Annotated in this window: 23 protein-coding genes and 1 pseudogene; 15 read left to right on the top strand and 9 right to left on the bottom strand. The window is 60.8% G+C overall.

Translation table 11 applies throughout. The annotated features are described in order from the left end of the window. Nucleotides 1-33: 33 nt before the first annotated feature. Nucleotides 34-522, bottom strand: a complete 489-nt coding sequence (locus ON14_RS08380) for a MarR family winged helix-turn-helix transcriptional regulator (RefSeq protein WP_010204465.1) — start codon at nucleotides 520-522, stop codon at nucleotides 34-36. Nucleotides 523-619: 97 nt separating this feature from the next. Between ON14_RS08380 and ON14_RS08375 the strand changes: the two genes are divergently transcribed. The 3 genes from ON14_RS08375 (at nucleotide 620) to ON14_RS08365 (ending at nucleotide 4276) form a co-directional block, all read left to right on the top strand. After that, complete coding sequence (locus tag ON14_RS08375; protein ID WP_010204464.1) at nucleotides 620-1453, top strand: SDR family NAD(P)-dependent oxidoreductase; 834 nt, start codon at nucleotides 620-622, stop codon at nucleotides 1451-1453. Between the two features lie 55 nt (nucleotides 1454-1508). Beyond that, a complete protein-coding gene (locus ON14_RS08370) occupies nucleotides 1509-1937 on the top strand; it encodes a nuclear transport factor 2 family protein (RefSeq protein WP_010204463.1) in 429 nt (142 codons plus the stop codon). 101 nt (nucleotides 1938-2038) lie between these two features. Further along, the gene (locus tag ON14_RS08365) at nucleotides 2039-4276 is read left to right on the top strand and encodes an LLM class flavin-dependent oxidoreductase (protein ID WP_010204462.1); all 2238 of its coding nucleotides are present in this window, start codon (nucleotides 2039-2041) and stop codon (nucleotides 4274-4276) included. Between the two features lie 127 nt (nucleotides 4277-4403). Here the strand turns inward: ON14_RS08365 and ON14_RS08360 are convergent, their stop codons facing one another. Next, nucleotides 4404-5195 carry an SDR family NAD(P)-dependent oxidoreductase gene (locus tag ON14_RS08360; RefSeq protein ID WP_010204461.1) on the bottom strand — a complete coding sequence of 264 codons (792 nt, stop codon included), beginning with the start codon at nucleotides 5193-5195 and terminating at the stop codon, nucleotides 4404-4406. A 131-nt stretch (nucleotides 5196-5326) separates the two neighbouring features. Here ON14_RS08360 and ON14_RS08355 point away from each other — a divergent pair, with 131 nt between their 5' ends. After that, nucleotides 5327-5809, top strand: coding sequence for a MarR family winged helix-turn-helix transcriptional regulator (locus ON14_RS08355; protein WP_010204460.1), 483 nt, complete (start codon nucleotides 5327-5329; stop codon nucleotides 5807-5809). Between the two features lie 90 nt (nucleotides 5810-5899). Here the strand turns inward: ON14_RS08355 and ON14_RS08350 are convergent, their stop codons facing one another. Beyond that, nucleotides 5900-6175, bottom strand: a complete 276-nt coding sequence (locus tag ON14_RS08350; protein WP_010204459.1) for a hypothetical protein — start codon at nucleotides 6173-6175, stop codon at nucleotides 5900-5902. 142 nt (nucleotides 6176-6317) lie between these two features. Here ON14_RS08350 and relB point away from each other — a divergent pair, with 142 nt between their 5' ends. Both relB and ON14_RS08340 read left to right on the top strand, forming a co-directional pair. Continuing rightward, nucleotides 6318-6536 (top strand): type II toxin-antitoxin system RelB family antitoxin, encoded by a 219-nt coding sequence (gene relB, locus ON14_RS08345; RefSeq protein WP_010204458.1) that lies wholly within the window; start codon nucleotides 6318-6320, stop codon nucleotides 6534-6536. Beyond that, nucleotides 6533-6799, top strand: a complete 267-nt coding sequence (locus tag ON14_RS08340; protein ID WP_010204457.1) for a type II toxin-antitoxin system RelE family toxin — start codon at nucleotides 6533-6535, stop codon at nucleotides 6797-6799. Before relB ends, ON14_RS08340 begins: the two co-directional genes overlap by 4 nt. 141 nt (nucleotides 6800-6940) lie before the next feature. On the opposite strand, the pseudogene ON14_RS15450 reads toward ON14_RS08340, so the two are convergent. The 6 genes and pseudogenes from ON14_RS15450 to ON14_RS08315 all read right to left on the bottom strand — a co-directional run. Continuing rightward, nucleotides 6941-7139, bottom strand: a pseudogene (locus ON14_RS15450) (SDR family oxidoreductase); the annotation flags it as partial. A gap of 202 nt (nucleotides 7140-7341) precedes the next feature. Then, entirely contained in the window at nucleotides 7342-8157 is an 816-nt protein-coding gene (locus ON14_RS08335; protein WP_010204455.1) for a hypothetical protein, read from the bottom strand. 161 nt (nucleotides 8158-8318) lie between these two features. Next, nucleotides 8319-8651, bottom strand: a complete 333-nt coding sequence (locus ON14_RS08330; RefSeq protein WP_141629973.1) for a hypothetical protein — start codon at nucleotides 8649-8651, stop codon at nucleotides 8319-8321. A gap of 715 nt (nucleotides 8652-9366) precedes the next feature. Beyond that, nucleotides 9367-10251: an Abi family protein gene (locus tag ON14_RS08325; protein ID WP_010204453.1), complete on the bottom strand. Its 885-nt coding sequence runs from the start codon at nucleotides 10249-10251 to the stop codon at nucleotides 9367-9369. A 402-nt stretch (nucleotides 10252-10653) separates the two neighbouring features. Continuing rightward, nucleotides 10654-11403, bottom strand: a complete 750-nt coding sequence (locus ON14_RS08320) for an SDR family oxidoreductase (protein ID WP_010204452.1) — start codon at nucleotides 11401-11403, stop codon at nucleotides 10654-10656. Nucleotides 11404-11435: 32 nt separating this feature from the next. After that, nucleotides 11436-12458 carry a zinc-dependent alcohol dehydrogenase gene (locus ON14_RS08315; RefSeq protein ID WP_010204451.1) on the bottom strand — a complete coding sequence of 341 codons (1023 nt, stop codon included), beginning with the start codon at nucleotides 12456-12458 and terminating at the stop codon, nucleotides 11436-11438. Between the two features lie 159 nt (nucleotides 12459-12617). On the opposite strand from ON14_RS08315, the gene ON14_RS08310 reads away from it, so the two are divergent. The 9 genes from ON14_RS08310 to ON14_RS08270 all read left to right on the top strand — a co-directional run bounded on the left by ON14_RS08310 (nucleotide 12618) and on the right by ON14_RS08270 (nucleotide 21840). Beyond that, nucleotides 12618-13874 carry a CaiB/BaiF CoA transferase family protein gene (locus ON14_RS08310; RefSeq protein WP_010204449.1) on the top strand — a complete coding sequence of 419 codons (1257 nt, stop codon included), beginning with the start codon at nucleotides 12618-12620 and terminating at the stop codon, nucleotides 13872-13874. Beyond that, the gene (locus tag ON14_RS08305) at nucleotides 13871-15004 is read left to right on the top strand and encodes an extracellular solute-binding protein (RefSeq protein ID WP_010204448.1); all 1134 of its coding nucleotides are present in this window, start codon (nucleotides 13871-13873) and stop codon (nucleotides 15002-15004) included. The genes ON14_RS08310 and ON14_RS08305 overlap by 4 nt, the downstream gene beginning before the upstream one ends. Continuing rightward, nucleotides 14989-15459, top strand: a complete 471-nt coding sequence (locus ON14_RS08300; RefSeq protein ID WP_010204447.1) for a MaoC family dehydratase — start codon at nucleotides 14989-14991, stop codon at nucleotides 15457-15459. Before ON14_RS08305 ends, ON14_RS08300 begins: the two co-directional genes overlap by 16 nt. A gap of 22 nt (nucleotides 15460-15481) precedes the next feature. Further along, nucleotides 15482-16495 carry a LacI family DNA-binding transcriptional regulator gene (locus ON14_RS08295; protein WP_010204446.1) on the top strand — a complete coding sequence of 338 codons (1014 nt, stop codon included), beginning with the start codon at nucleotides 15482-15484 and terminating at the stop codon, nucleotides 16493-16495. Nucleotides 16496-16516: 21 nt separating this feature from the next. After that, nucleotides 16517-17497 carry an aldo/keto reductase gene (locus ON14_RS08290; RefSeq protein ID WP_010204445.1) on the top strand — a complete coding sequence of 327 codons (981 nt, stop codon included), beginning with the start codon at nucleotides 16517-16519 and terminating at the stop codon, nucleotides 17495-17497. 101 nt (nucleotides 17498-17598) lie between these two features. Continuing rightward, entirely contained in the window at nucleotides 17599-18768 is a 1170-nt protein-coding gene (locus ON14_RS08285) for a mandelate racemase/muconate lactonizing enzyme family protein (protein WP_010204444.1), read from the top strand. Further along, nucleotides 18755-19447, top strand: a complete 693-nt coding sequence (locus tag ON14_RS08280; RefSeq protein WP_010204442.1) for an RraA family protein — start codon at nucleotides 18755-18757, stop codon at nucleotides 19445-19447. The genes ON14_RS08285 and ON14_RS08280 overlap by 14 nt, the downstream gene beginning before the upstream one ends. A gap of 27 nt (nucleotides 19448-19474) precedes the next feature. Continuing rightward, entirely contained in the window at nucleotides 19475-20341 is an 867-nt protein-coding gene (locus ON14_RS08275) for an amidohydrolase family protein (protein WP_010204441.1), read from the top strand. A gap of 173 nt (nucleotides 20342-20514) precedes the next feature. After that, nucleotides 20515-21840 carry an ABC transporter substrate-binding protein gene (locus ON14_RS08270; RefSeq protein WP_010204440.1) on the top strand — a complete coding sequence of 442 codons (1326 nt, stop codon included), beginning with the start codon at nucleotides 20515-20517 and terminating at the stop codon, nucleotides 21838-21840. Nucleotides 21841-21884 lie beyond the last annotated feature (44 nt).

Below are 21884 nucleotides of genomic sequence, written 5' to 3'. Positions count from 1 at the left end.
TGGCGTCACCGTGATGTCGTCGCCAGGGTGGTTTCAGGATTGGGGAGGGCAGTCCGCGGAATCGAAATCGTCGGGTTCTGCGCCGATGCTGTTCAGTGCCTTTGTGAGGACCGCGAGTTCGTTCGCGTCGAGACGGTCGAGCACGCGCCGACGGGCGCTGTCGCGGTGGCTGGGCCAGGCCGCTTTGAGGCGTTTCAGGCCGACGTCGGTGAGTACGACATCCGCGCCCCGACCGTCGCTAGCGGAGCGCTCTCGGGCGACAAACTCGAGGGCTTCGAGGCGGTTCACGGTGCGAGTCGCACCGCTGATGGTCATCGATAGCCGGGTGGCGACTTCGTTGATGCGCAGGCGCTGGCCTTCTGCCTCAGAGAGGTAGGTGAGGGCGAAGTAGTCGGTGAGAGGCAACTGCTGGTCGCGCTGAAGGTCGGCGTCGAGCACGCGCGGAACGACGCTAATCGCCCGCGAGAGTGCCTGCATTAGAGCCTTTTCGTCGCGGGTCATGCCGTTGTTGTGGTGAGCCATAACGCAATTGTACTTGATCAAGCAAGTAAGTGTTATAGTTGCCCAGTCAAGTAAATTCTCACCGAGCGACAGGCTCGAGATCGGTAAAGGCGAGACCATGAACGAACACGAAAGCGCGACCGCGGTAGTAACGGGCGCGGCGAGCGGGCTCGGCAAAGACATTGCCGAGGAGCTCGCAGCGAAGGGCTACACCGTGTACGGAACGACGCTCAGCAGTGAGCCGGCAAGCGGCAACCCGCGCATTGTTCTCTCCCGCGTTGACATCACGAACCCTGATGTCGTGCGTACCTGGGCCGAGAACGTCGCGGCCAAGTCCGGGGGAAAGGTCAACCTGCTTATCAACAACGCGGGCATCCTGACCCCAGGCCCGCTTGAGCTTGTGCCTCTTGACGCGATTCGCCAAGAATTCGAAGTCAACACCTTCGCGCCGCTCACTGTCGTCAACGCGTTCCTGCCGCAGCTGCGTGCAGCTCAGGGACGAATTGTTCAGATCAGCACCATTTCGGCCGCATTCCCGATGGCGTTCAACGCGCCATCCGCTGCCTCCAAGATCGCCGTTGAAGCGCTGATGAAGGCCTACCGCACCGAACTTCACCGCTTCGGGGTTGAAGTCACGATTATTCAGCCCGGCAGCATGCTCACGGGAGGCCCCGCCAAATCGGCCGCTCTCCTCGGCGAACTCACGAACTCTCTCACCGATGCCCAGCGCGAGCTCTACGGCGAAGCTCTTGCCCGTTTTGCGGCTGGGTTCAACGACGACCAAGCGAAGGGCCTCACTTCGGCGGCCGCCGCAGTCGAAGTTGTTGACATCGCCGAACGCACCCCTGCCCCCAGCACCGCCACGATCGGTGACGACGCTGCGCAGCTCGTGCAGTTTCTTCGAACCTCTACGGCCGAAGAGCAAGACGCCCTGCGTCTCACTCTTGCGTAACCCACCTAACCCATCCCATCCCAACTCACCCCACCAATAGAAAAGGAAACAGATCATGATTGAAGCAGTAGACCTCACTGACGAGCGTGCCGTTCGTAACAAGAACAACCTCATCGACTTCTATGAGCAAGCCATCAACCAGAAGAACTCGGTTGAGGCGGCAAACAACCTCGTCGCCGACGAGTACATTCAGCACAACCCGCTGCTGCCGGATGGCGCTGCCGGACTCGGTGCCACCTTCGCCGCGCTGACGGCTCAGCGTCAGAACGCGCGCGTCGTCATCCACCGCATCATTGCTTCTGGCGACTGGGTGTGGGCCCACGTCAACTTCCTCAACCTGTACAACGATGACGCTGACGACCTGGGCGTGGCCGGCGTCGACATTTGGAAGATGGATGCCGACGGCGTTGCCCTCGAGCACTGGGATGTTCTGCAGCCCATCACGGCCGCGATCAGCCCCGTCAACGGTCACGGAATGTTCTAACCGAACCCTGTTGCGGCAGTGCGCCGCGGATGTTGGCCTCGGTCGAACACCCGGCGTACTGCCTCTCTGCCTAAAATCTTTACCTCAGAATTGGAGCCCTCATGGACTACGGTCATCCGTTGAAATTCGGCGCATTTGTGACACCCGCGAATGCATCGCCGCAAGCACCCGTCGAAACGGCGCAGCTCGTGGAGTCTTTGGGCTTCGATCTCGTCACCTTTCAGGACCACCCTTACCAACCCTCGTTCCTCGATACCTGGACCTTGATCTCGTATGTTGCGGCGAGAACTGACCGCATTCACATTGCGCCGAACGTCATGAATGTTCCGTTGCGTAATCCCGCTGTCGCGGCGCGAGCGGCGAGCAGCCTCGACCTTCTGTCGGGCGGGCGCATCGACATGGCGTTGGGGGCGGGAGCGTTCTGGGATGCTGTGGTCGCCATGGGCGTTCCGCGGCTCACTCCCGGAGAATCGATCACCGCACTCGAAGAGGCGATCGACATTATGCGGGGAATCTGGGATGCCGGAAATCGGCAACTTTTGCGCTTGGATGGCTCCGTGCACAGCGTTCGCGGTGCCCAACGCGGACCGCTCGCAGCCCACGATATTCCGATCTGGATTGGCGCTCTCAAACCGCGCGGCCTGCGCCTCATTGGTCGCAAAGCCAATGGCTGGCTGCCGTCGCTGGGGTATCTCCAGCCCGGAGATTTCGCGCGTGGCAACGCCACCATCGACAAGGCGGCAGTGTCGGCCGGCCGCGATCCTCGCGAAATTCGCCGGCTCGCCAACATCACCGTTCCTCAGACTGGTCTGGATGGCTGGGCTGAGCAGCTTGCAACGCTGGCGTTAGAAGACGGCGCGAGCACGTTCATTCTCGCTAACGACAGCGCAATGGTCTTGCAACTCTTCGCCGAAGAAGTGATGCCTGCGGTACGCGAATTGGTCGCGTCGGAGCGCGCCCGCTCGGGCCTTGCGCCGGCCGAAGTTAAGAGCGCCGCAGCGGTGGCAGCGCGGCGAAGCGGGATTGATTATGACGCCGCGCCTGAGGGTGTGCGCGCCATTGAACCCGGTGATTACAACTTTTCCAGTGTGAAATCCACCTACATGCGCGGCGGTTCCCCGGGGCTGGTGTTGCAGCCCAGCACTGTGGAGGAGGTTGTCGAGAGCGTCGAGTTCGCTCGCACTCATCGCCATCTTGAGCTTGCTGTGCGTAGCGGAGGCCACGGTATCAGCGGCCGAAGCACCAACGATGGCGGACTGGTCATCGATCTCAAAGAACTGAACTCGATCGAGATTCTCGACCGCGAAGCGAAGACCGTACGCATCGGGCCGGGTGCCCGGTGGTCTGACGTCGCGACCGTCTTGGGCGACGAAGGCTGGGCTTTGAGTTCTGGCGACTACGGCGGGGTAGGGGTGGGCGGGCTCGCGACGGCGGGCGGCGTCGGCTGGCTCGCACGCCAGCAGGGGCTCACGATCGACCACCTCATCGCCGCCGACATCGTGTTGGCCGATGGCTCGCTCGTGCACACCAGCGCGGGAGAGAACCCGGATCTGTTCTGGGCCATCCGCGGTGCCGGCGCCAACATGGGAATCGTTGTCAGCTTCGACTTTGTGGTGGAAGAAGTCGCCGACATCGGATTCGCCCAGCTGGGTTTCGACCCCGGAAACATGCCGGAGCTGCTCGAACGGTGGGGTGCTGCGATGGAGAAAGCTCCCCGCGACCTCACCACCGAGCTTGCGATTGTGCGCCAAAACTCCGCACCGTACGTAGGCGTCAACGTCTTGGGTGCTGTGGCGTCAGACGAGCCCGACACCATCCTGAACCGCCTGCAGCCGCTCGCCGAAATTGCACCCCTCACCAGCCAATCCGTTCAGCTTCTGCCGTACAGCGCGCTGATGGGCAATGCCAGCCCGGCACCACATTCCGGGCGGGGCGAACCCGTTTCTGCATCCGGCCTGATCGAGCACCTCACGCCTGACGTTGCCGAGGCGTTGGCGCGCTTCGTCGAAAGCGGGGCCAGCACGTTCATCCAGATTCGCTGCGTCGGCGGTGCTGTCTCAGATGTTGCGGCGGATGCCACGGCCTACGCCCATCGGTCAGCAAACTTCGCGATCAGTGCGGGCAGCTCCAACGCCGAACGCCTCGCCAAAGAGTGGGCCAAGGTGAAGCCGTTCCTCAGCGGAACCTACTTGAGCTTCGAAACATCGCTCGACCCCGAACGAATCCACGATGCCTTCCCGCCGCCGACACTCTCGCGTCTTCGCGACATCAAAGCGCGTGTTGACCCGCAGGGGCTGTTCCGCGACAACTTCTCGGTGATTCCGGCGGCGCAGGCATAACGCCGGCGGCTGACGCGGTCACGCGAGTGGCGTGAAGCTCGGGGCTGCGTGCGAAATCACACTGCCACTCGCCTGGTGCCGGATAATCCTCGACCGGCGACAGGGGGCCCAGCTTTACGAGGCCCTGTTAGATCAGTGTGGTGAGAACTCCACCATCTGCGCGAACGGCCGCCCCGTTTGTTGCTGAAGACCGGGGGCTGGCTAGGTAAAGAGCAAGGTTGGCAATCTCAGTGGGGTCGATGAACCTCTGGAGAAGAGAGGTTGTGTTGCCGCCGATTATTGCCGCTTTCATGTCGTCTGCAGAGATCGCCTGTGCGGCAGCGATCTCGTTGACGGCGTTTGCCACCCCGTCGGAATAGGTTGGTCCTCCGAGGATCGTGTTGACCGTCACGTTTGTGCCGCGTGTGAGCTTCGAGAGTCCGTTGCTCAGGGCGAGGTTTGCCGCCTTAGTGAGACCGTAGTGGACCATGTCCGCCGGGATGTTCACTCCCGACTCGCTGCCGATAAATATGATCCGACCCCAGTTTTTTGCGATCATGCCGCCCAGTGCGTGCCGCGAGAGCCGCACGCCACTCATGACGTTCACCTCGAAATAGTGTTGCCACTCTGAGTCGGGAATGTCGTGGAAGGGCGACAGCTCAAAGAGCCCGACATTGTTCACCAGAATGTCGATGTCGCCTAGCTGCTCGGGTAGGTTCTCGGTCGCAGTGGCGTCACTGAGGTCGGCGACGATTCCGGAGACGGTTCCACCCGGCTCGGATGCTCGGAGCTGGGCAACTGCTTCGTGAAGCTTGGCTTCGCTCCGCCCATTAATCGTCACGTCAACACCCTCAGCGAGCATCGCCTGGGCAATCGCGTAGCCGATTCCTTGAGTCGATCCGCTAATGAACGCCTTCTTGCCGCTGAGTTGCATATCCATAATTTCTCCTGCTCTCTAGGGGTAACGACGAGCCCGTTTAACTTTCCCAAGCAAGTAAAGCTGATCCTGATTGACTTTCTCAGTAAAGTCAAATTAGGGCGATTGCCCCCAATTTCAGCTAATCTTTAGCCATGACAGATCTCAGCCCCGCGCCAGCTTTCGACGATGAAAAGCTCGAGACCTGGGCGGCGTTGGCGACGCTTCTCGAGTGGCTGCCAGCAGCCCTCGATTCCCAGATGCAGCGCGACTCCGATCTCACGCACTTCGAATACGGCATCATGTTCGCGCTCTCGGACGCCGCTGACTGCACCCTCCGGATGAGCACGCTCGCTACCTATTCGAACAGCTCGCTGTCGCGCCTTTCGCGGGCGGTTGCGCGGCTAGAGACCAAAAACTGGGTATGCCGTGTTCCCGACCCCAGCGATGGCAGATACACGCTTGCAAGCTTGACGGATGGCGGCAGAGAGAAGGTCGAACAGGCAACCCCCGGCCACGTTGACCTCGTGAGCCGCCTCGTCTTCGACACCCTGACGCCGACGCAAACCCGGCAGCTGCACAACATCAGCCTACGAATCACCTCAGCTATCCGCGCCGAGGGTGGCTGGCAGCCATGATGAGCCGCCCCCGCTCAGGTGCTTGTTGGCTGGAGGTCTGCTCTTTCTGATGTTGAGTCGACAGAGCAGCCGGACATCGATGTCGCAGTCTTATCCGTCGTTCTGCTCCGCATTGGCCGGTGTGTGGGTCGGGAAGTCTGTCTCTCCGATGCCGCCGGGTCCGTAGAAAGCTTCAATAAACCCACGCGCTTCAGCGACCAGTTCGCTTGCGGTGATCTGAGCAGAAGATCGAGCCACAGTGAAACCGTACGTTCCTCCGGCTGGACCGTTGAGCCAATTTAAGTCGTAACTCATTGCTCCGCCCGGTTGAATTCGCTCGCTGATTCGGAACAACTCACCCCGAATCTCGACTTCGAATGAATCCATTACGCGATTCTAGGCTCGATAAGCGCGAGCTCGACCCGGCAGCCAAGCGAACGCCGTTGCGATTAACGGCCGGTGACCTGCTGAAGCGGTACTCATTGCACTAGATAATGCTATATTTGTATAGCATCCAGAGGAGGATTCCATGCCGCAAATCAATCTTCGCGTTGACGATGAGACGGAGCATCGCCTGCAGAACTTGTCTGCGCGCACTGGCCGGTCGAAAACTTTCTATGCGACCGAGGCATTGACGCAATATCTGGACGAGAACGAAGATTACCTCCTGGCAAAAGATGCACTCGAGGAATTCACTCAGTCCAATGACGATGCGATCGACCTTGCTGACGTGGTCTGGCCTGCGTGAGCTACGCGATCAGATTCACCCCGAAGGCAGCGAAGCAGGTTACAAAAGTCGACCCCACAGCAGCGAAGCGCATCCGTGGCTTTCTTGAACAAAAACTTGCGCGCCTCGACAACCCGCGGTTGCTCGGCAAAAAGCTCGTGAACGAGGAGTTCTGGCGTTATCGAGTCGGTGACTACCGCATCCTCACAACTATCGACGACGATCAGATTCTCATCCTCATCGTTGAGGTTGCACACCGTCGTGAGGTCTATAACAAGCTCTGAACACAGAAGCACTCTTCGAAGACGCCAAGACAAACAGTTCGGTCGCGCGAGGGGTGCATCACGGCACGTTCTCGGCATCTCCAGAAACAACTGTTGGCACCCACCGACGAGGATGGATGCCAACAGTCTGCTGGGGGAGAACTAGCGGCCGAGCCAGCCGCCGTCCACGTTGAGGATGGCGCCCGAGACGTAGTCGGAGGAGCGCGAGGCGAGGAACACGGTGGCACCCGCGAGGTCGCTACCGACGCCCCAACGGCCGGCCGGGATGCGGTCGAGGATCGCCTTGCAATGCCTGGGTGTTGCCGGTCGCGATATAGCCGGGGACTGCGCCTCTTACGCTCTCCGTAGCGCTAGGTGCCAAATCGGCACCCCGAGTCTGATTGCCCGCTGGAGAGAGCGACGATAGCTATCTCACAAAACGATCCTTTTGCTACCGAGGCCTCACCTCGACGTCCGGAACCCGCCTGAGCAGTATTAAAAATTCTGAACGACTGTCCTCCCGAACTGTCGATAAGGGGGGACCTTGGTTGCCAGTTGATTCGTCAAACTCTGTTCCGTTGGTCATACAGACCCAAAAGAGCTTCAAGCATTTTTAGTGCTGAGTCATAGTAGAAGGCAACCATTCCAAAGCTAGATGAAACTCGGTACGCGTTAGGGCTTCCGTCAGGAAGCTCGATTTTCTCCTTCTCGAGTACAGCAGTCATCATGTAAGTGTTGTTGTGAGCAATACCACTAGCTTTCTGCCAGAGGATCAGAGGTGGGACTTTCAACTCTGGAACCAAGTCGGCGATTTCGCGAAGTCGGATCGTAACGCTGCTCAATTTCTTGACTGATGGGTTAGCGAGCGAGGGTAACGAATCCAGCTGGCGCTGGAGAGTGGCTTCCACGCGTTCGAAACCAGGATCGGATTTCCCAGACTCATATTGCATGTTTTGAAGTTGAAGGCGGTTAGAGCGAAGCAGCTGTCTTGAACGCAGCAGTCGCTGATCGCTCGATTCTGGTTGCAAGATCCACAACCCAGTCCCTAGCGCCTCGTAGGCGCTTCGAATTAACGTGAACGAGGACATTGCAAGCAGCTTCCCTCCGCTCTCCGCTACGCTCACCTGCAGGGCGTGTAGGTGATCAAGGGCATTATTGAGCGCGTTCTGAACCATATCGGGGACAGCGTTATATGGAGCGGTGTCACGGTCTGCAGCAAGAGCGGAACCAAACGTAACGGTTAGAGCATCGACACGATCTTCTAGGGCTTCCCGCGTTCGGAAGCCGCGCTGTAGAAGCTGCAAACCGGCTTGTGCCTCCGTAGGCAATTCCGGTGCCGGCCAAACTTTTGCACTGGTGCTCGGGACGTCTGCTTCCACCGATCGCTCTCCTATAAAACTGCTGCTGCACCAGATGGCGTTCAATAGCCCAACGTCACCGACCGATCCGGTCCGCTCCACCGCGAGTTGACGAGGGTTCTTTTGAATTAACTACATTCTCGATGCCTGAAGGCCAGCGTCATGCAGGCTTTTCTCATCGTTCAAATGCTCTTGGGGGTGAAAAAGTCTGCTCCAATTGTGAGCAGAATGCTGAGAACTCCGACAAGCGCAGTTGCGCACGAAATGGAACCCGAACTGTTCAGCAACATCCCAAAAATTATGGCTACTACCGCTAACGAGCCTCGTATCGAATTTCGCTGGTTCTGGGGCGCCGATGCGAAAAGCACCATAAGCAACGTCGAACTAACCGAGACGAATATGAAAAGCAAAGCGACCAAATTGGCGATGTCATCGTATCTCTCTTCAATGCTGCCATCCCCAGAGAAGAGGTTCGGCCCGAGACTCACAAGAATGGCGAGAACTGAGATCGTCACCAGGGTGAAAAAACTCTTCCACCGCTGGGCAGCTCTCGTGCGGAGCATGCTGGCCCTCGCTGCTTGGCTTTGTTCAGTGAGAAGGGAGTTTCTTCCCTGTCGTCGTAGCTGTTCCGCAAGATCGTCAGGCACCTCACTTAGGTGTCTAACGACGCAAAGTTTTCTTAGCGCGGTATATATGTACCCAAAGTGGCTCATAGCCAAATAGTGACACAAAGAATTGCTCAGTTCTCCATAACCGCGATAATTTCTGTCGCTCTGTTCGATAACCGCTTCGTATGAGTGGGGCGAGCCTCACTCACAAACAGAGAGCTTGACATCGTTCGTGCGGGTTGGGCTTGTCTGTGACAGCCGGCTGGGCTCGCCGGTTTCGGCGCGCTTGGCGATTTTTCGCTGACGGCAGCTCCGTTTAATCTGACGAGAAATCGATGTAGAAGTACAAGAGACGTGACCTGCATGACGCAAGAGGGCACACACTCTATGAGATGAGGAGGTGACAAATAAGTAGTGTCGAAGCCAGACGCCGACGAAAACACCATCTCATCGATCCAGTGGAAGACCTGCAGCGCGATAGCTACCTGCGGGCAGCAGCCTGGCGGCGGAGCCCCAACCCCCAGCACGGTGTGATTTCCCGCTGAAGGGCTGCCACTATGACGTTCAGTCTGATGGCGACAAACTGAAAGCTCATTCACGGTGTCTGGCGGTCTGCATGCTCCTATGTCGCGTTTGGGCTCACTAGTCCGTCCCAATAAGCGCCCGAGCGTGGGACGAGGGAATCAATCTTTTGTTTGAAAGTGTTATCGCCGCGTACGGCTGCGACCATATGATTCAAGACGGCGATGAACCCCCATGCGGTTTCGGTGTAGTTGTACGCCACTAAACCTTGCTCATGGAGACCAGAAAAAGCAGTAGGTGCGACTTCAGTGAACTGGCGGTTCCAAAGTCGACCGTGGTGGGCGCAAAGGTTGCGGAAGACTACAGTCGCCCGCATATTCGAAGCGAAGTTTCTAGTGATGCCGCCGTCATATTTGAATCTGCCCGCAATCGCATCCGCGCGATTCTTGCTTGCTAGCAGACTGTGAATTCGCGAAACGGCGCCGAAAGACAATGCCTCCGTTGCCACCCAAAGTGGCACATCAGTTGGGCCCTGCCGGTAATGAACGACGTGAGGTTCTTTTGACCGCTTAATATCCTTGTCGATGTCGCTTAGGAGGATAGCCCGAAGGTCATCGCCCTTTTTGTTGAACCTGTGCTCGTATGTGCTTTCAACGAGATACTCATTGCCTGGCTTGCCCGGTTGGCAGAGCACCGTAGTGAGCACAGACCTGAGCGCCACTTCCACTTCGGCCAAACCTTCGAGTAGTAAGTTGCGAAGCTTGGCGTCCATCTTGTAGATCTCGTAAATTTCGGAGAAGTCGGCGCCATGCGCGAATCCGTTCCTCCCTTTCTTCGGATCGATTTGAAAGTAGCGGAAGTATCCCGAAAGTCGGAAGTATCCGTGGTCGTAGAGCGCGTGTTCCAGTGAACCGTTCGAATCGAGAAGTCCCAATTCCAAGAGCTGCTCACGTTGGCCCGCAATGGAAAGAGATACTTTGCTCACGTTCCGGACTTTACTCCAAAAAAAAGGCCCCTCGACCGGTCGCGCAGATTTTTGAACCTGAATGACCCCCGAGGGGAACTATTAGTAGGACCATAACACGTCCGACTGAGCATTGACCAGCTTCGCTCTTCGTGAATTCCAGATGCTGCGCTGTCTCCGTTGGAGGATCCACAAACGGGATTACTCTAGCTGCTCTCGAGAGATCTGTAGGCCCGATTAACGCGCTTTGGGGATCTCGTAAAGCTTGTCCGGATCGAAGCCTCGAAAGTGTTCCTCAAACGATCCCACAAAGCAGCACAAGTAATTGCTGGCTCAGGTGCCGCCGCACGTTTTGGGCGTACGCAAAAACAACTGTTGGCACCCATCGACGAGGATGGATGCCAACAGTCTGCTGGGGGAGAACTAGCGGCCGAGCCAGCCGCCATCCACATTGAGGATCGCGCCCGAGACGTAGTCGGAGGAGCGCGACGCGAGGAACACGGTGGCACCCGCGAGGTCGCTACCGACGCCCCAACGACCGGCGGGGATGCGGTCGAGGATCGCCTTCGAGCGGTCGGGGTCGTCTTGCAGCGCCTGGGTGTTGTCGGTCGCGATGTAGCCGGGGGCGATCGCGTTCACGGTGATGCCCTTGCCCGCCCACTCATTCGAGAGTGCCTTCGTGAGCCCGGCGATGCCCGACTTTGCTGCCGTGTAGCCGGGAACGTTGATGCCGCCCTGGAAGCTGAGTAGCGATGCCGTGAAGATGATCTTGCCGCGACCGCGCTCAATCATCGAGCGGGCGATGGCCTGCGTGAGCGTGAACTGGCTCGACAGGTTCACCTGGATGACCCGATCCCACAGCTCGGTGGGGTGGTCGACGGCGGGGGCGCGCTCGATGGTTCCGGCGTTGTTGACGAGGATGTCGACGTTGCGGGTCGATAGGGTCTCGCCCAACGCGGCGACGGCATCCGGGTCGGCGAAGTCGCACGCGATGCCCTCGAAAGTACGGCCATACGAGGTGACCGCCTTCTCGATGTCGCTACCCGAAGCTTCGATCGTGGCGCTGATGCCGATGATGTTCGCGCCGGCGGCGGCGAGTGCCTCGGCCATGGCGAAGCCGATTCCGCGACGGGCGCCGGTGACGACCGCGGTGGTTCCGGTGAGGTCAAACATGCCGTTCAAGGGGTTACCTTTCTCTGTCGTGCTCACTTTTGGCCCGCGACATCCACGAGAATTTTCATCGCTTTGCCCGCGGCAAGGTCAGCGAAAGCTTCGCTGGTTTGCGAGAGCGGCACAATGCGCGTGATCAACAGATCAGCCGGGATGACGCCGCCATCCAGCAGTTCGATGGCCTTTTCGAAGTCGGTGCGCTGGTAGACGCGCGCTCCCATAATCGTGAGTTCGCGCCAGAAGACGCGCTGCAGGTTGATCTCGCGAGGCGTGGGGTGGATGGCGACAACCACGAGGGTTCCGCGCACCTTCGCGAGGTCGGTCGCGCCGAGCACGGCAGCCGCAGCACCCGAAACTTCGAAGACCACGTCGGCACCGGCATCCGCGGTCCACTCGTTGACCCAGGCCACCTGGTCAACTTCGAGGGGGCTGAGGGTCGTGAAGCCGAGGGCGTCGATTTGGGCACGGCGGGCAGCATCGATTTCGATGACGGCAACTTCGGCGCCAAACTCGCGAGCGACTGAAGCAATGAGAACACCGATGGGGCCGCCACCGATAATCACGGCCTTATCGCCGGGCTTCAGCCCCGAACGGCGCACATCGTGCACGGCAACAGCGGTGGGCTCGACGAGCGCGGCGTGATCGAGGCGCAGCTCGGGCGGCAACGCAACGAGCGTTTCGGCGGGAACATTCCACTTGCCCTGCAAGGCGCCGGGGGAGTCAATGCCGATGAAGTCGAGGTTCTGGCAGATGTGCTGGTTGCCGGCGAGGCAGGCGGGGCAGGTGTTGTCCCACCAGAGCGGCATGACCGTGACGTGGTCTCCGACGTTCCAGCCGTCAACGCCATTGCCGAGAGCGGAAATGGTGCCGCTCATCTCGTGACCAAAGGTCAAAGGCATTTGCACGCGGGCGTCCATGTTGCCGTGCAGGATGTGCATATCGGTGCCGCACAACCCGTTGTAGGCGACCGCAATTTGAACTTCGCCGGCGGCCGGAGGCTTCGGTTCGTACTCTTTGACCTCAAGGCGTTGCTCGCCTACATAATTCACGCTCAGCACTGGTGTGCTCCTTTGCGATTAGTGGTGCGCGCGGGTCGAGTGTGAGCCGGATGCCGGAATGCGGCCCGTCTGAAGCACTGTTTCCCTTGCGCCTATTTCTGCGTCATACTAGCATGATCAAACGATTGTTCACGAGTATCTACAGAAGGCTGAACAGCAATGACTGACCACCACGGCGCACCAACGGAGTCTGCGCCACTGGACCGCCCCCTCGAGGGAATCCTCGTTCTGGACTTCAGCCAATTCTTGGCCGGACCGGTTGCCGCCATGCGTCTCGCCGACCTCGGAGCCCGCGTCATCAAGATCGAACGCCCCGGCACGGGAGACATCGGTCGCACCCTCGCGTTCGCCGGTCGCGAGTTCGACGGCGACACTGTTTCGTTCCACGCGATGAACCGCAACAAGGAGTCGATCACCGCTGACCTCAAGGTCGCCGACGACCTCGCCTACGTGAAAGAGCTCGTCGAACGTGCCGACGTGATCATCCAGAACTTCCGCCCCGGCGTAATGGAGCGCATCGGGCTCGACTTTGAATCCGTGCGCGCCATCAACCCCGGAATCGTCTACGCCAGCGCGACCGGCTACGGCGAAGAGGGCCCGTGGAAGGATCGCCCGGGGCAAGACCTGCTCGCTCAGTCGATGTCGGGCATCCCGTGGCTCAACGGCTCGAAGACCGACGGCCCCGTGCCGGTAGGGCTCTCGATCGCCGACCACCTGATGAGCTGCCACATCGCCCAGGGAGTCACCGCGCTTCTCGTGCGCAAGTTCCGCACCGGCAAGGGCGGCCTCGTGCAGACCAGCCTGCTCGAAGCGATGCTCGACCTGCAGTTCGAGCTGCTCAGCACCAAGCTCAACGACGACAGCATCACGGTGCAGCGCCACGGAGAACACTCGGCGCACGCCTTCTTGGCGGCGCCCTACGGCACGTATCCCACCACTGATGGTTACATCGCGATGGCCATGAATCCGCTGCCGAAATTGGGCGACCTGCTCGGCATTGCAGAACTCAGCGCCATGCTCGACCCGCAGCTCGCCTGGGATCGCCAAGAGTATGTCGAAGAGATTCTCGCCGCGCACTTCGCGACCGGCACCACCCAGCAGTGGCTCGACATTCTCGATGCCGGCGACGTGTGGTGCGCTCCCGTGCTCACGCTCGACGAACTGCTGGCCTCGGGTGGGTTCGAAGCGATTCGGATGACGCAGCCCGTCAGCCGCGGAGGCAACGACCTGTTGACCACCCGCAGCCCCATCCGCGTCGACGGCCAGATTCTCACGAGCACTAAAGCGGCCCCGACTCTCGGAGAAGACAACGACAGCGTGCGGGCCGAGTTCCCGTCGCGCGCTGCCGCTGCTGCTGCCGGCGGTGCTGCCGGCACCGCTCCCGCCGCAACCGCAACCCAGGAGGCCTCAGCATGAGCCCGACCATCATCCGAGGAATGACCTGGGAGCACGAGCGCGGCTACGGCAGCGTCGTGAAGGCCGCCGAAGCGTATCGCTCGGTGGCTCCCGATGTTGAGGTGCAGTGGGAGTACCGCTCACTGCAGGCTTTTGCCGACCAAGATCTGGAGAGTCTGGTTGAGCAGTACGACCTGCTCGTGATCGATCATCCACACATTCCGGTTGCGGCAGAAGACAAGCTCTTCACGCCGCTGAACGGGCGCGGCTTTGACGCCGAGTTGGCCACGCTGGCAACGCAGTCGGTGGGCCGTTCGCACGAGTCGTACCAACACCTTGGCCAGCAGTGGGGCCTCGCGCTCGATGCTGCCGCGCAGGTTGCCGCGTACCGTCCCGACCTTCTTGAGGCACCGCCCCGCACCTGGCCCGAGGTGATCGCGCTCGCCGAAGAAGGCCGGGTACTCTGGCCGTTCAAGCCGGTTGACGCGTACTCGAGCCTCATCACGATCGCCGCGGGACTGGGCGAAGACCCGATGGCGACGCCCGGCGTCTTCCTCTCCGAAGACGTGCTGACGCGTTCGATGGAGTTGCTCACGCGCCTGGCCCGCTTGGTGCCCGCTGACAACGCCGGCTTCAACCCGATCCAGGTCGCTGATGTGCTCGCCGAGAGCGACACCTTCGCGTACTCTCCATTGCTCTTTGGCTACACGAACTATTCGCGTGCCGGCTACCGGTCGAACCGGGTGCAGTACATCGACATCCCGAGCTCGACGCGCGGCCTTGCCGGTTCGCTGCTCGGTGGGGCCGGAATCGCGGTCTCGTCGCGCAGCCAGGTCATGGATGCCGCGATCGCGCACGCCTTCTGGCTCGCCTCGGGCGACGTGCAAGAGAGCTCGTATTACGACGGTGGCGGCCAGCCCGGCAATGCGATCGCGTGGGAAAGCGCTCGCACCAACGCCGACAGCCTCGACTTCTTCACCGGCACGCGCGCAACGCTCGAAGGCGCCTACATGCGCCCCCGCTTCGCGACCTACATCGAACTACAGAATGCGGTCTCCCCGCTCGTGACCTCAGCCCTTCTGGGCGAAATCACAATCGCTGAACTACGCGAACGCCTCGATGCGGGCGTCGCAGAATGGCTGGTGCGCTGATGCTCACGAAAGACCGCTGGTACGAAGACCACGAAGTAGGGGAGCGCCGCGAAACCGTCGGCCGCACCATCACCGAAGCCGACATCGTGCTGCACGCCGGCCAGACCGGCGACTTCTTTCCGCACCACATGGATGCCGAATGGATGGCAACACAGCCCGCCGGTCAGCGCATCGCCCACGGCACGCTCATCCTCTCCGTCGCGGTGGGAATGACAGCGGGCGACATCAACCCGCAGGCCATGAGTTATGGGTACGACCGCATCCGTTTCATCCGCCCTGTTTTCATCGGCGACACGATTCGGGTGACGGCAGAGATCAACGAGATGTCGTTGCACGCGAAGCGACCGAAGGAGGCGGGCTACCTGCACGAGCTGGTGACGGTAACCAACCAACACGGTGACACTGTGATGGTTCTTACTCACCTTTATCTGGTCAATCGACGTACCAGCGAGTAATTGCCCGAATACACTGGCAACCATGGCTACCTTGAGTGATGTTGCAACCCGCGCCGGAGTCTCGGTGTCGGCGGTCTCGCGAGTGCTGAGCGAAAAGCCGGGCGTGCGGGTGAGCGTGGCAACCCGGCAGCGCATTCACGATGCCGCGAAAGAGCTCAACTACCGGCCCAACTTCACGGCGCGGGCGCTCAAGTCATCGCGCACGCACGCGGTTGGCCTTGTCGTGCCCGGCGTCACGAACGCCATCTTCGCCGAGCTCATGCGCGGTGTCGAAGAGGAAGCCAGAACCAAGGATTACATGGTGCTGATCGCGAGCACCGAACGGTTGCCTGAGGGCGAAGAGTCCATCCCGCGCCTCATGGGCGAGGGGCGGGTCGATGGTGTTCTTGTGCAGTTCGGCGACCACCTGAGCGGTGACGATCTGCGCACGGTGACCGACAGCGGCTTGCCCGTGATCTCGATCAACACGATCAACCCGGGCAAGGGTGGTTCCGTTCGCGTTGAAGATGAGGCCGGGATGCGCCTGGCGACCGAGCACCTCATTGAACTGGGCCACACCCGCATCGGCTATGCCGGTGGTGTGCCGACATCGGAGTCGGGCCAGCGTCGTCTCGCCGGCTTCCTCGAAGCGATGGCGGCGGCGAAGCTCACCGTTGAACCCGAACTCGTCACCGACTTTGGCTACTACCCCAAGCAAGGCGCTCAGGCTCTGGATGCCATGGCCGAGCTGTCGACCCCGCCCACTGCGGTCGTCGTCGCGAACATCAACGCAGCGCACGGTGTGCTCTCTGAGGCACGACGGTTGGGCATCCGCGTTCCTGAAGACATGTCGATCGTCGCGATGCACGACACCTGGACGGCTGAAATTGCGTGGCCGCCACTCACCTGCGTTCGCCTGCCGCTTTATGAACTGGGCCGCGCCGCCATGGCCAGCCTGTGGGAAATCATCAACTCGGGCACAGCCGAAGACCGTGTCATTGCCGATCCAGCACCCGAGCTGATCGTGCGCGAATCAACTGCGCCACCCGCGCGCTAAAACTCCCTGGAGAAACCAACAGTGAAGACCAGATCAACTCAGCGCGGACTTGAACTGACAGAGATCGGCCTCGGTGCTGCCCAGCTGGGCAATCTCTATCGTGAGACTACGGACGCCGAAGTCGACGAGGGCATGGCCGCGGCCTGGGATGCCGGAGTGCGCTACTTCGACACCGCACCACACTACGGTCTCGGCCTCTCCGAGCGTCGCCTGGGCGAACAACTGCGCACTCACCCGCGCGACGAGTACGTGATCTCGAGCAAGGTCGGCAAGCTCATTGTGCCCAATCCTGGCGGAGAAGATCGGATGGATGACGAAGGTTTCGCCGTTCCCGCCGTCACCAAACGCCAATGGGATTTCAGTCGCGACGGAATCCTTCGGTCGGTCGAAGAATCTCTCGCCCGTACCGGGCTCGACCACTTCGATGTGCTGTACCTGCACGACCCCGATGACCACTTTGAGCAGGCGTCCACTGAGGGAATTGGTGCGCTCATTGAGTTGCGCGAGCAGGGTCTTGTGAAGGCGGTCGGTGCGGGGATGAAAGCGTCGGCGCCCCTTGCAGAGCTGATTCGCCGCGCGGACATCGACCTCGTGATGTGCGCCGGACGCTTCACCCTCATCGACGGCGAAGCGCTCACCGACCTGATGCCGCTCGCTCTCGAACGCAACGTCGGCATCGTCGTTGCTGGCGTCTACAACTCCGGGCTACTCGGTCGAAATCGTCCGAGCCCTGACGCAACCTTCGACTACGGGCCTGTTCCTCCCGCAATTCTCGAGCAGGCCAATCGTGTGGCCGACGCGTGTGAAGCCCACGGCGTCACGCTGCCGGAGGCTGCTATCGCATACGTGCTGCGGCATCCGGCGGTCGTCTCCGTTGTGGTCGGCGCTCGCGGTGGCGATCAGGTTCAGTCAAACATTGAGCGTTACGAAACGGCGATGCCCGAGGGGCTCTGGGCCGACCTCGAAGCTGCCGCGCGAATCTCCAGCGCGCCCGCGGGCTGACAGTGCGCTTGCACGGATGCGGTCTAACGCGCTTGTGATCAAACGATTGATCAGATACCGTAACCACTATCGCTCGCTAGTAGAAACGAGGCGCCCTTCACATGGGACTCAAGGACACAGCCCTAACCATTACCGCCGTGCGCGCAGTGTTGCTTTCGCACCGGTATCAGCCCGGGGAAGAACTGACGTGGGTAGGTGGCACCATTTGGTCGTGGGATGCCGCCCTCGTCGAAGTAACCCTCTCTGATGGAACCACCGGAATCGGGGAAGCGGGAGCGGGCATCATGGCCGCCGCCGCCGTGCCCGGAATCGTGGATGCCTTCCGCCCCTACGTTCTCGACCACGAGTTCGCTCACCCCCTCGACGTCGCTGACCACCTCCGCGCATACACCGCCTTCTGGGCGCGGGGCGGAATGCTTAACGGTGTTGCCGGAGCAATCGAAACCGCGGCCGTGGATGCCGTCGGCAAGCGCCTCGGCGTTCCCGCCTACGAGGTGCTCGGTGGCCTCAAGCGCGACTGGATCGAGTCGTACGCCAGTGGCGGCCTCGGTACCACGTTTGGCGAGGTTTCCGATTGGGCCGCGGCTCAGATCGAAGCCGGATTTGGCACCGTAAAGTTCCGCGCCATGACCGATCCAGACACCACCATCAAGCTGCTCGATCACGTGACCGCACTGCTGCCCGAGGGCGTGCAGTTCGTCATCGACGCCGTGCAGGCCTGCGCCTCTGACCCGTGGCCCGTCGACGAAGCAATTCGTGTCGGCCACAAGGCTGCCGAACTCGGAGCCCGCTGGTACGAAGAACCCTGCCAGGCGGATGACGTGGCTGGCTACGCCGCCGTGCGTGCCGCCGTGAACGTGCCGATCTCCGGTGTCGAATCCAACGGAACCGTGCGGGATTTCGCGCAACTGCTCGACGCCAACGCGCTCGACGTTGCTCAGCCCGACGTCACTTTCGTGGGAGGCCCGAAGGCTTTCGCCCAGGTCGCCGAGCTCGCTCATGCCACCGGCGTGAAGACCGTGCCCCACGTGTGGGGCAGCGGCGTTACGTTCGCCGCCAACCTGCACACCGTGCTCGCGAACCCATACGTGGAACTCTTCGAGTACTGCACCCTGCCCAACCCGTTGCGCGAAGCAATGCGGGTGGAAGAGGTTGAATTCAAGGACGGCGGAATTGTGGCTCCGACGGCTCCCGGCCTCGGCATCCAGCTGACTCCCGAAATCGAAGCGCAGTTCCCCTTCAGCCCCGGAGGTGGCCATGTCATCCGCTAACGCCGCCGGTGCCGCAGCCAACGACTCAGGCTTCACGCCGCTGCCCGGCGATGAGCGCCTCACGACCGCGATTCTCAGCGACTCGTGTGACGAATCGGGCCTGCGCAATCAAGTGTTGACGCAACGATTGGCACCCATCACGCCGGGATCGCGCGCTTTCGGTCGCGCCCGCACTGTGCGTTTTGCTCCCGCTCTCGAGTCAGATCTCGATGACCCCTACAGGGAGTCGATCGACTTCATTGATGGCATCGGCGCTGGCCAAATGATTGTGATCGCCACGGACAACAGCAACGATTCTGGCTTCTGGGGAGAACTTTTCAGCGCTGCGGCGCTGGGCGCGAAGGCCTCCGGAGTCATCACCGACGGTAACCTGCGCGACACCGACAAGATCGCCGAACTCGGCTTTCCGTCGTTCTCACGCTCGCGTCGCCCCATCGACTTCCGAGCCCGGATGCGCGTGATTGCATCCGACGTCGTCGTCGAACTTGGCGGCGTTCGCATTGCCCCCGGTGACTTGGTGATGGCCGATGATGACGGAGCCGTCGTAATTCCGCAGGCGCACGAAGAGGAAGTGCTCACGAGGGCCCGTACCCGGGCATCCAATGAATCGACGGTTCTCGCAGAATTGCTCTCCGGAGATTCTTTGCGCACCGTGTGGGAACGGCACGGCATTCTCTAAACTGGCCACCTGCGAGAGGAACATACTGTGGCTTTTCCCATCATCGACGCCCACCAGCACATTTGGGATCCCAACCGGGCTCACTATGACTGGCTCGACGAGTCGCTCGCCCCCATCAATCGAGTGATGACACTCGATCACCTCATGCCCGAGCTGCGGGATGCTGGCATCGACTACACGGTGCAGGTGCAGTCTGCCGACAACTTCGATGACACCCGCTTGATGATGGAGTCGGCGGCCGCCAATCACGAAGTGGCCGCGATCGTCGGGTACGCGCCGATCGATCGGCCGGAGCAGGCAGCGCGCACGATCGAATCCTGGCAGGGAGACACCCGCATGGTTGGGGTGCGCACTCTGATCCACAATCAGGAAGATCCGGAGTGGTTGCTGCGGCCCAACGTTGATGAGGGGCTTACGGTGCTGGAGCGCGCTGGTCTCACTTTCGATGTGGTCGCGGTGCTTCCGGAGCACCTTGCGCTGATTCCGGAACTGTCGAAGCGACATCCGGAACTTCGCATGGTTATTGATCATTTGGGCAAGCCGCCGATTGGTCGCGCCGATCATGAACCCTGGTGGTCGGCGATTGCCGAGGCAGCCCAGAACCCCAATGTGTACGCGAAGATCAGCGGGCTCTATGCGGCGGAGGGCGACCCGCAGCAGTGGACCACCGAATATGTGCGGCCGTTCTTTGATCGGGCGCTCGAAGTCTTCGGGCCGAAGAGGCTGATGTATGGCGGCGACTGGCCTATTTCGGTGTTGGCCGGCGGCTATACGCGGGTCTGGAATGGCTTGGCACCTCTCTTTGAGAGTGTGGATGCCGCGGCCCGCGAGCAGCTTCTTGGCCGTACCGCCGCAGAGTTTTATGGCATTGATCCCGCCCGCATTGGCCGGTAGCCCCACTCAGCCACGCCCCGTGGGTGCCGCAATGTCACAGTTGAAAAACCTTTGATCAAACGTTTGCACAACTTCCGAGGTTGGTATAACGTTTGAGCACCGGAGAAACCGAGCCGTTCCAGCGCCTCGCGTCTCTCCACTACGACGCAGTAGTAACTCACCAAGGAGTGTCAATGAAGACCAAGAGGTTCCTTTCCGCCAGTGCAGGAGTGGCGATAATTTCCGCCGCTGCACTCGTTCTATCCGGTTGCTCTGCAGGCGGTGGCGACACCGCCGCCGAGCAGACTGACTCGGGTGGAAAAATCACGGTGTGGGTCGACCCGCCCCGCGTTCCCGCCGCAGAAGCTTTCCAAGAAGCCCACCCCGAGATCGAGATCGACGTCGTACAAATCGACGGCACGGTCGGCGGCCAGACGGTCAAGCAGGCTTTCGCTAACTTCGACTCCGCCGGTTCGGGATGGCCCGACGCCATCTTCTTCCCCTCCAACGACGACATCGCGTGGGCGACTGGCGCTGCCAGCAACTACGCGGCAGACCTCACCGAGCTGCTCCCCGACGTCATCGATGGCTACGACCCCGCAGTGCTCTCGTTCTGTGACATTGATGGCCAGATTCGTTGCCTCCGCAACGATGCTGCTCCCGACGTGTTCTGGTACAACAAGGCATTCTTCGACGAGAACGGCTACACGCTGCCCACCACGTGGGAAGGCTATGGCGAGCTCGCCGTACAGATCGCTGCAGAGCACCCCGACAAGATCAGCGGATTCCTCGGCGACGCGTATGCCGTGAACCGCTACCTTCAGGCTGCGGACTGCCCCACGAACGATCGCCTCTCCGAGTCGGAAGTTCACATCAACCTCGATGACCCGAACTGTGTTCGTGCCAACGAACTGCTCACGCAGATGTATGACGGTGGCGCCCTCACCACTCAGGGCATCTTCGATGGTGACGCCGCAGCAGCTGGAGTCAACCTCGTGATGAGCCCCGGTGCAGTCTGGTGGGGTAACTACCTCTTCCGCGACACCTGGAAGATCCCGGCCGAGCAGATGAGTGCAAGCGCACCGTTGACATGGGAAGGCGAATCAAGCCCGACCGCCGGTAACGAAGGTGGCGGCCTCTGGGGCGTTTCCTCACACATCACGGGAAAGCAGCTTGAGAACACGCTGACCTTCGCAACCTTCGTCGCGACTGACCCGGCCTGGCAGGTTGACCTGTCAACCGGTCTTCCCGGCTATGGCCCGATCCAGGATGCTTGGCTCGACAAGCTTGCTGAAGATGGCTACTTCGCCGACGTTGAATCCGTTCAGCAAGCATTCAAGGATGCGGCCGCAGCAGTAGCGCCGTACTCCTACATGCTCTACGACACCGGTGCAGCCTGGACCGAAACAGTCAGCCCCACGCTGATCGCTAACGGCTCGATGAGTGATGCCCTCGGTACCTTCGGAGAAGAGCTCGTGAACCGGGCCAACTCGGTCGGCTACACGGTCACCGCCGAATAAAAGTAACCAGCTAGGCACAGTAGGTGTGGGGGTTTCAGAACCTT

Source organism: Salinibacterium sp. PAMC 21357 (assembly GCF_000247645.1).
Taxonomy (GTDB): Bacteria; Actinomycetota; Actinomycetes; order Actinomycetales; family Microbacteriaceae; genus Rhodoglobus.
The sequence above is the reverse complement of the archived record's forward strand: the minus strand, read 5'-3'. Positions and strand labels throughout refer to the sequence as shown.

Coding starts and splice junctions, on each gene's coding strand:
- ON14_RS08380 (WP_010204465.1), bottom strand. CDS start 522: ATGGCTCACCACAACAACGGCATGACCCGCGACGAAAAGGCTCTAATG.
- ON14_RS08375 (WP_010204464.1), top strand. CDS start 620: ATGAACGAACACGAAAGCGCGACCGCGGTAGTAACGGGCGCGGCGAGC.
- ON14_RS08370 (WP_010204463.1), top strand. CDS start 1,509: ATGATTGAAGCAGTAGACCTCACTGACGAGCGTGCCGTTCGTAACAAG.
- ON14_RS08365 (WP_010204462.1), top strand. CDS start 2,039: ATGGACTACGGTCATCCGTTGAAATTCGGCGCATTTGTGACACCCGCG.
- ON14_RS08360 (WP_010204461.1), bottom strand. CDS start 5,195: ATGGATATGCAACTCAGCGGCAAGAAGGCGTTCATTAGCGGATCGACT.
- ON14_RS08355 (WP_010204460.1), top strand. CDS start 5,327: ATGACAGATCTCAGCCCCGCGCCAGCTTTCGACGATGAAAAGCTCGAG.
- ON14_RS08350 (WP_010204459.1), bottom strand. CDS start 6,175: ATGGATTCATTCGAAGTCGAGATTCGGGGTGAGTTGTTCCGAATCAGC.
- relB (WP_010204458.1), top strand. CDS start 6,318: ATGCCGCAAATCAATCTTCGCGTTGACGATGAGACGGAGCATCGCCTG.
- ON14_RS08320 (WP_010204452.1), bottom strand. CDS start 11,403: ATGTTTGACCTCACCGGAACCACCGCGGTCGTCACCGGCGCCCGTCGC.
- ON14_RS08310 (WP_010204449.1), top strand. CDS start 12,618: ATGACTGACCACCACGGCGCACCAACGGAGTCTGCGCCACTGGACCGC.
- ON14_RS08305 (WP_010204448.1), top strand. CDS start 13,871: ATGAGCCCGACCATCATCCGAGGAATGACCTGGGAGCACGAGCGCGGC.
- ON14_RS08300 (WP_010204447.1), top strand. CDS start 14,989: ATGGCTGGTGCGCTGATGCTCACGAAAGACCGCTGGTACGAAGACCAC.
- ON14_RS08295 (WP_010204446.1), top strand. CDS start 15,482: ATGGCTACCTTGAGTGATGTTGCAACCCGCGCCGGAGTCTCGGTGTCG.
- ON14_RS08285 (WP_010204444.1), top strand. CDS start 17,599: ATGGGACTCAAGGACACAGCCCTAACCATTACCGCCGTGCGCGCAGTG.
- ON14_RS08280 (WP_010204442.1), top strand. CDS start 18,755: ATGTCATCCGCTAACGCCGCCGGTGCCGCAGCCAACGACTCAGGCTTC.
- ON14_RS08270 (WP_010204440.1), top strand. CDS start 20,515: ATGAAGACCAAGAGGTTCCTTTCCGCCAGTGCAGGAGTGGCGATAATT.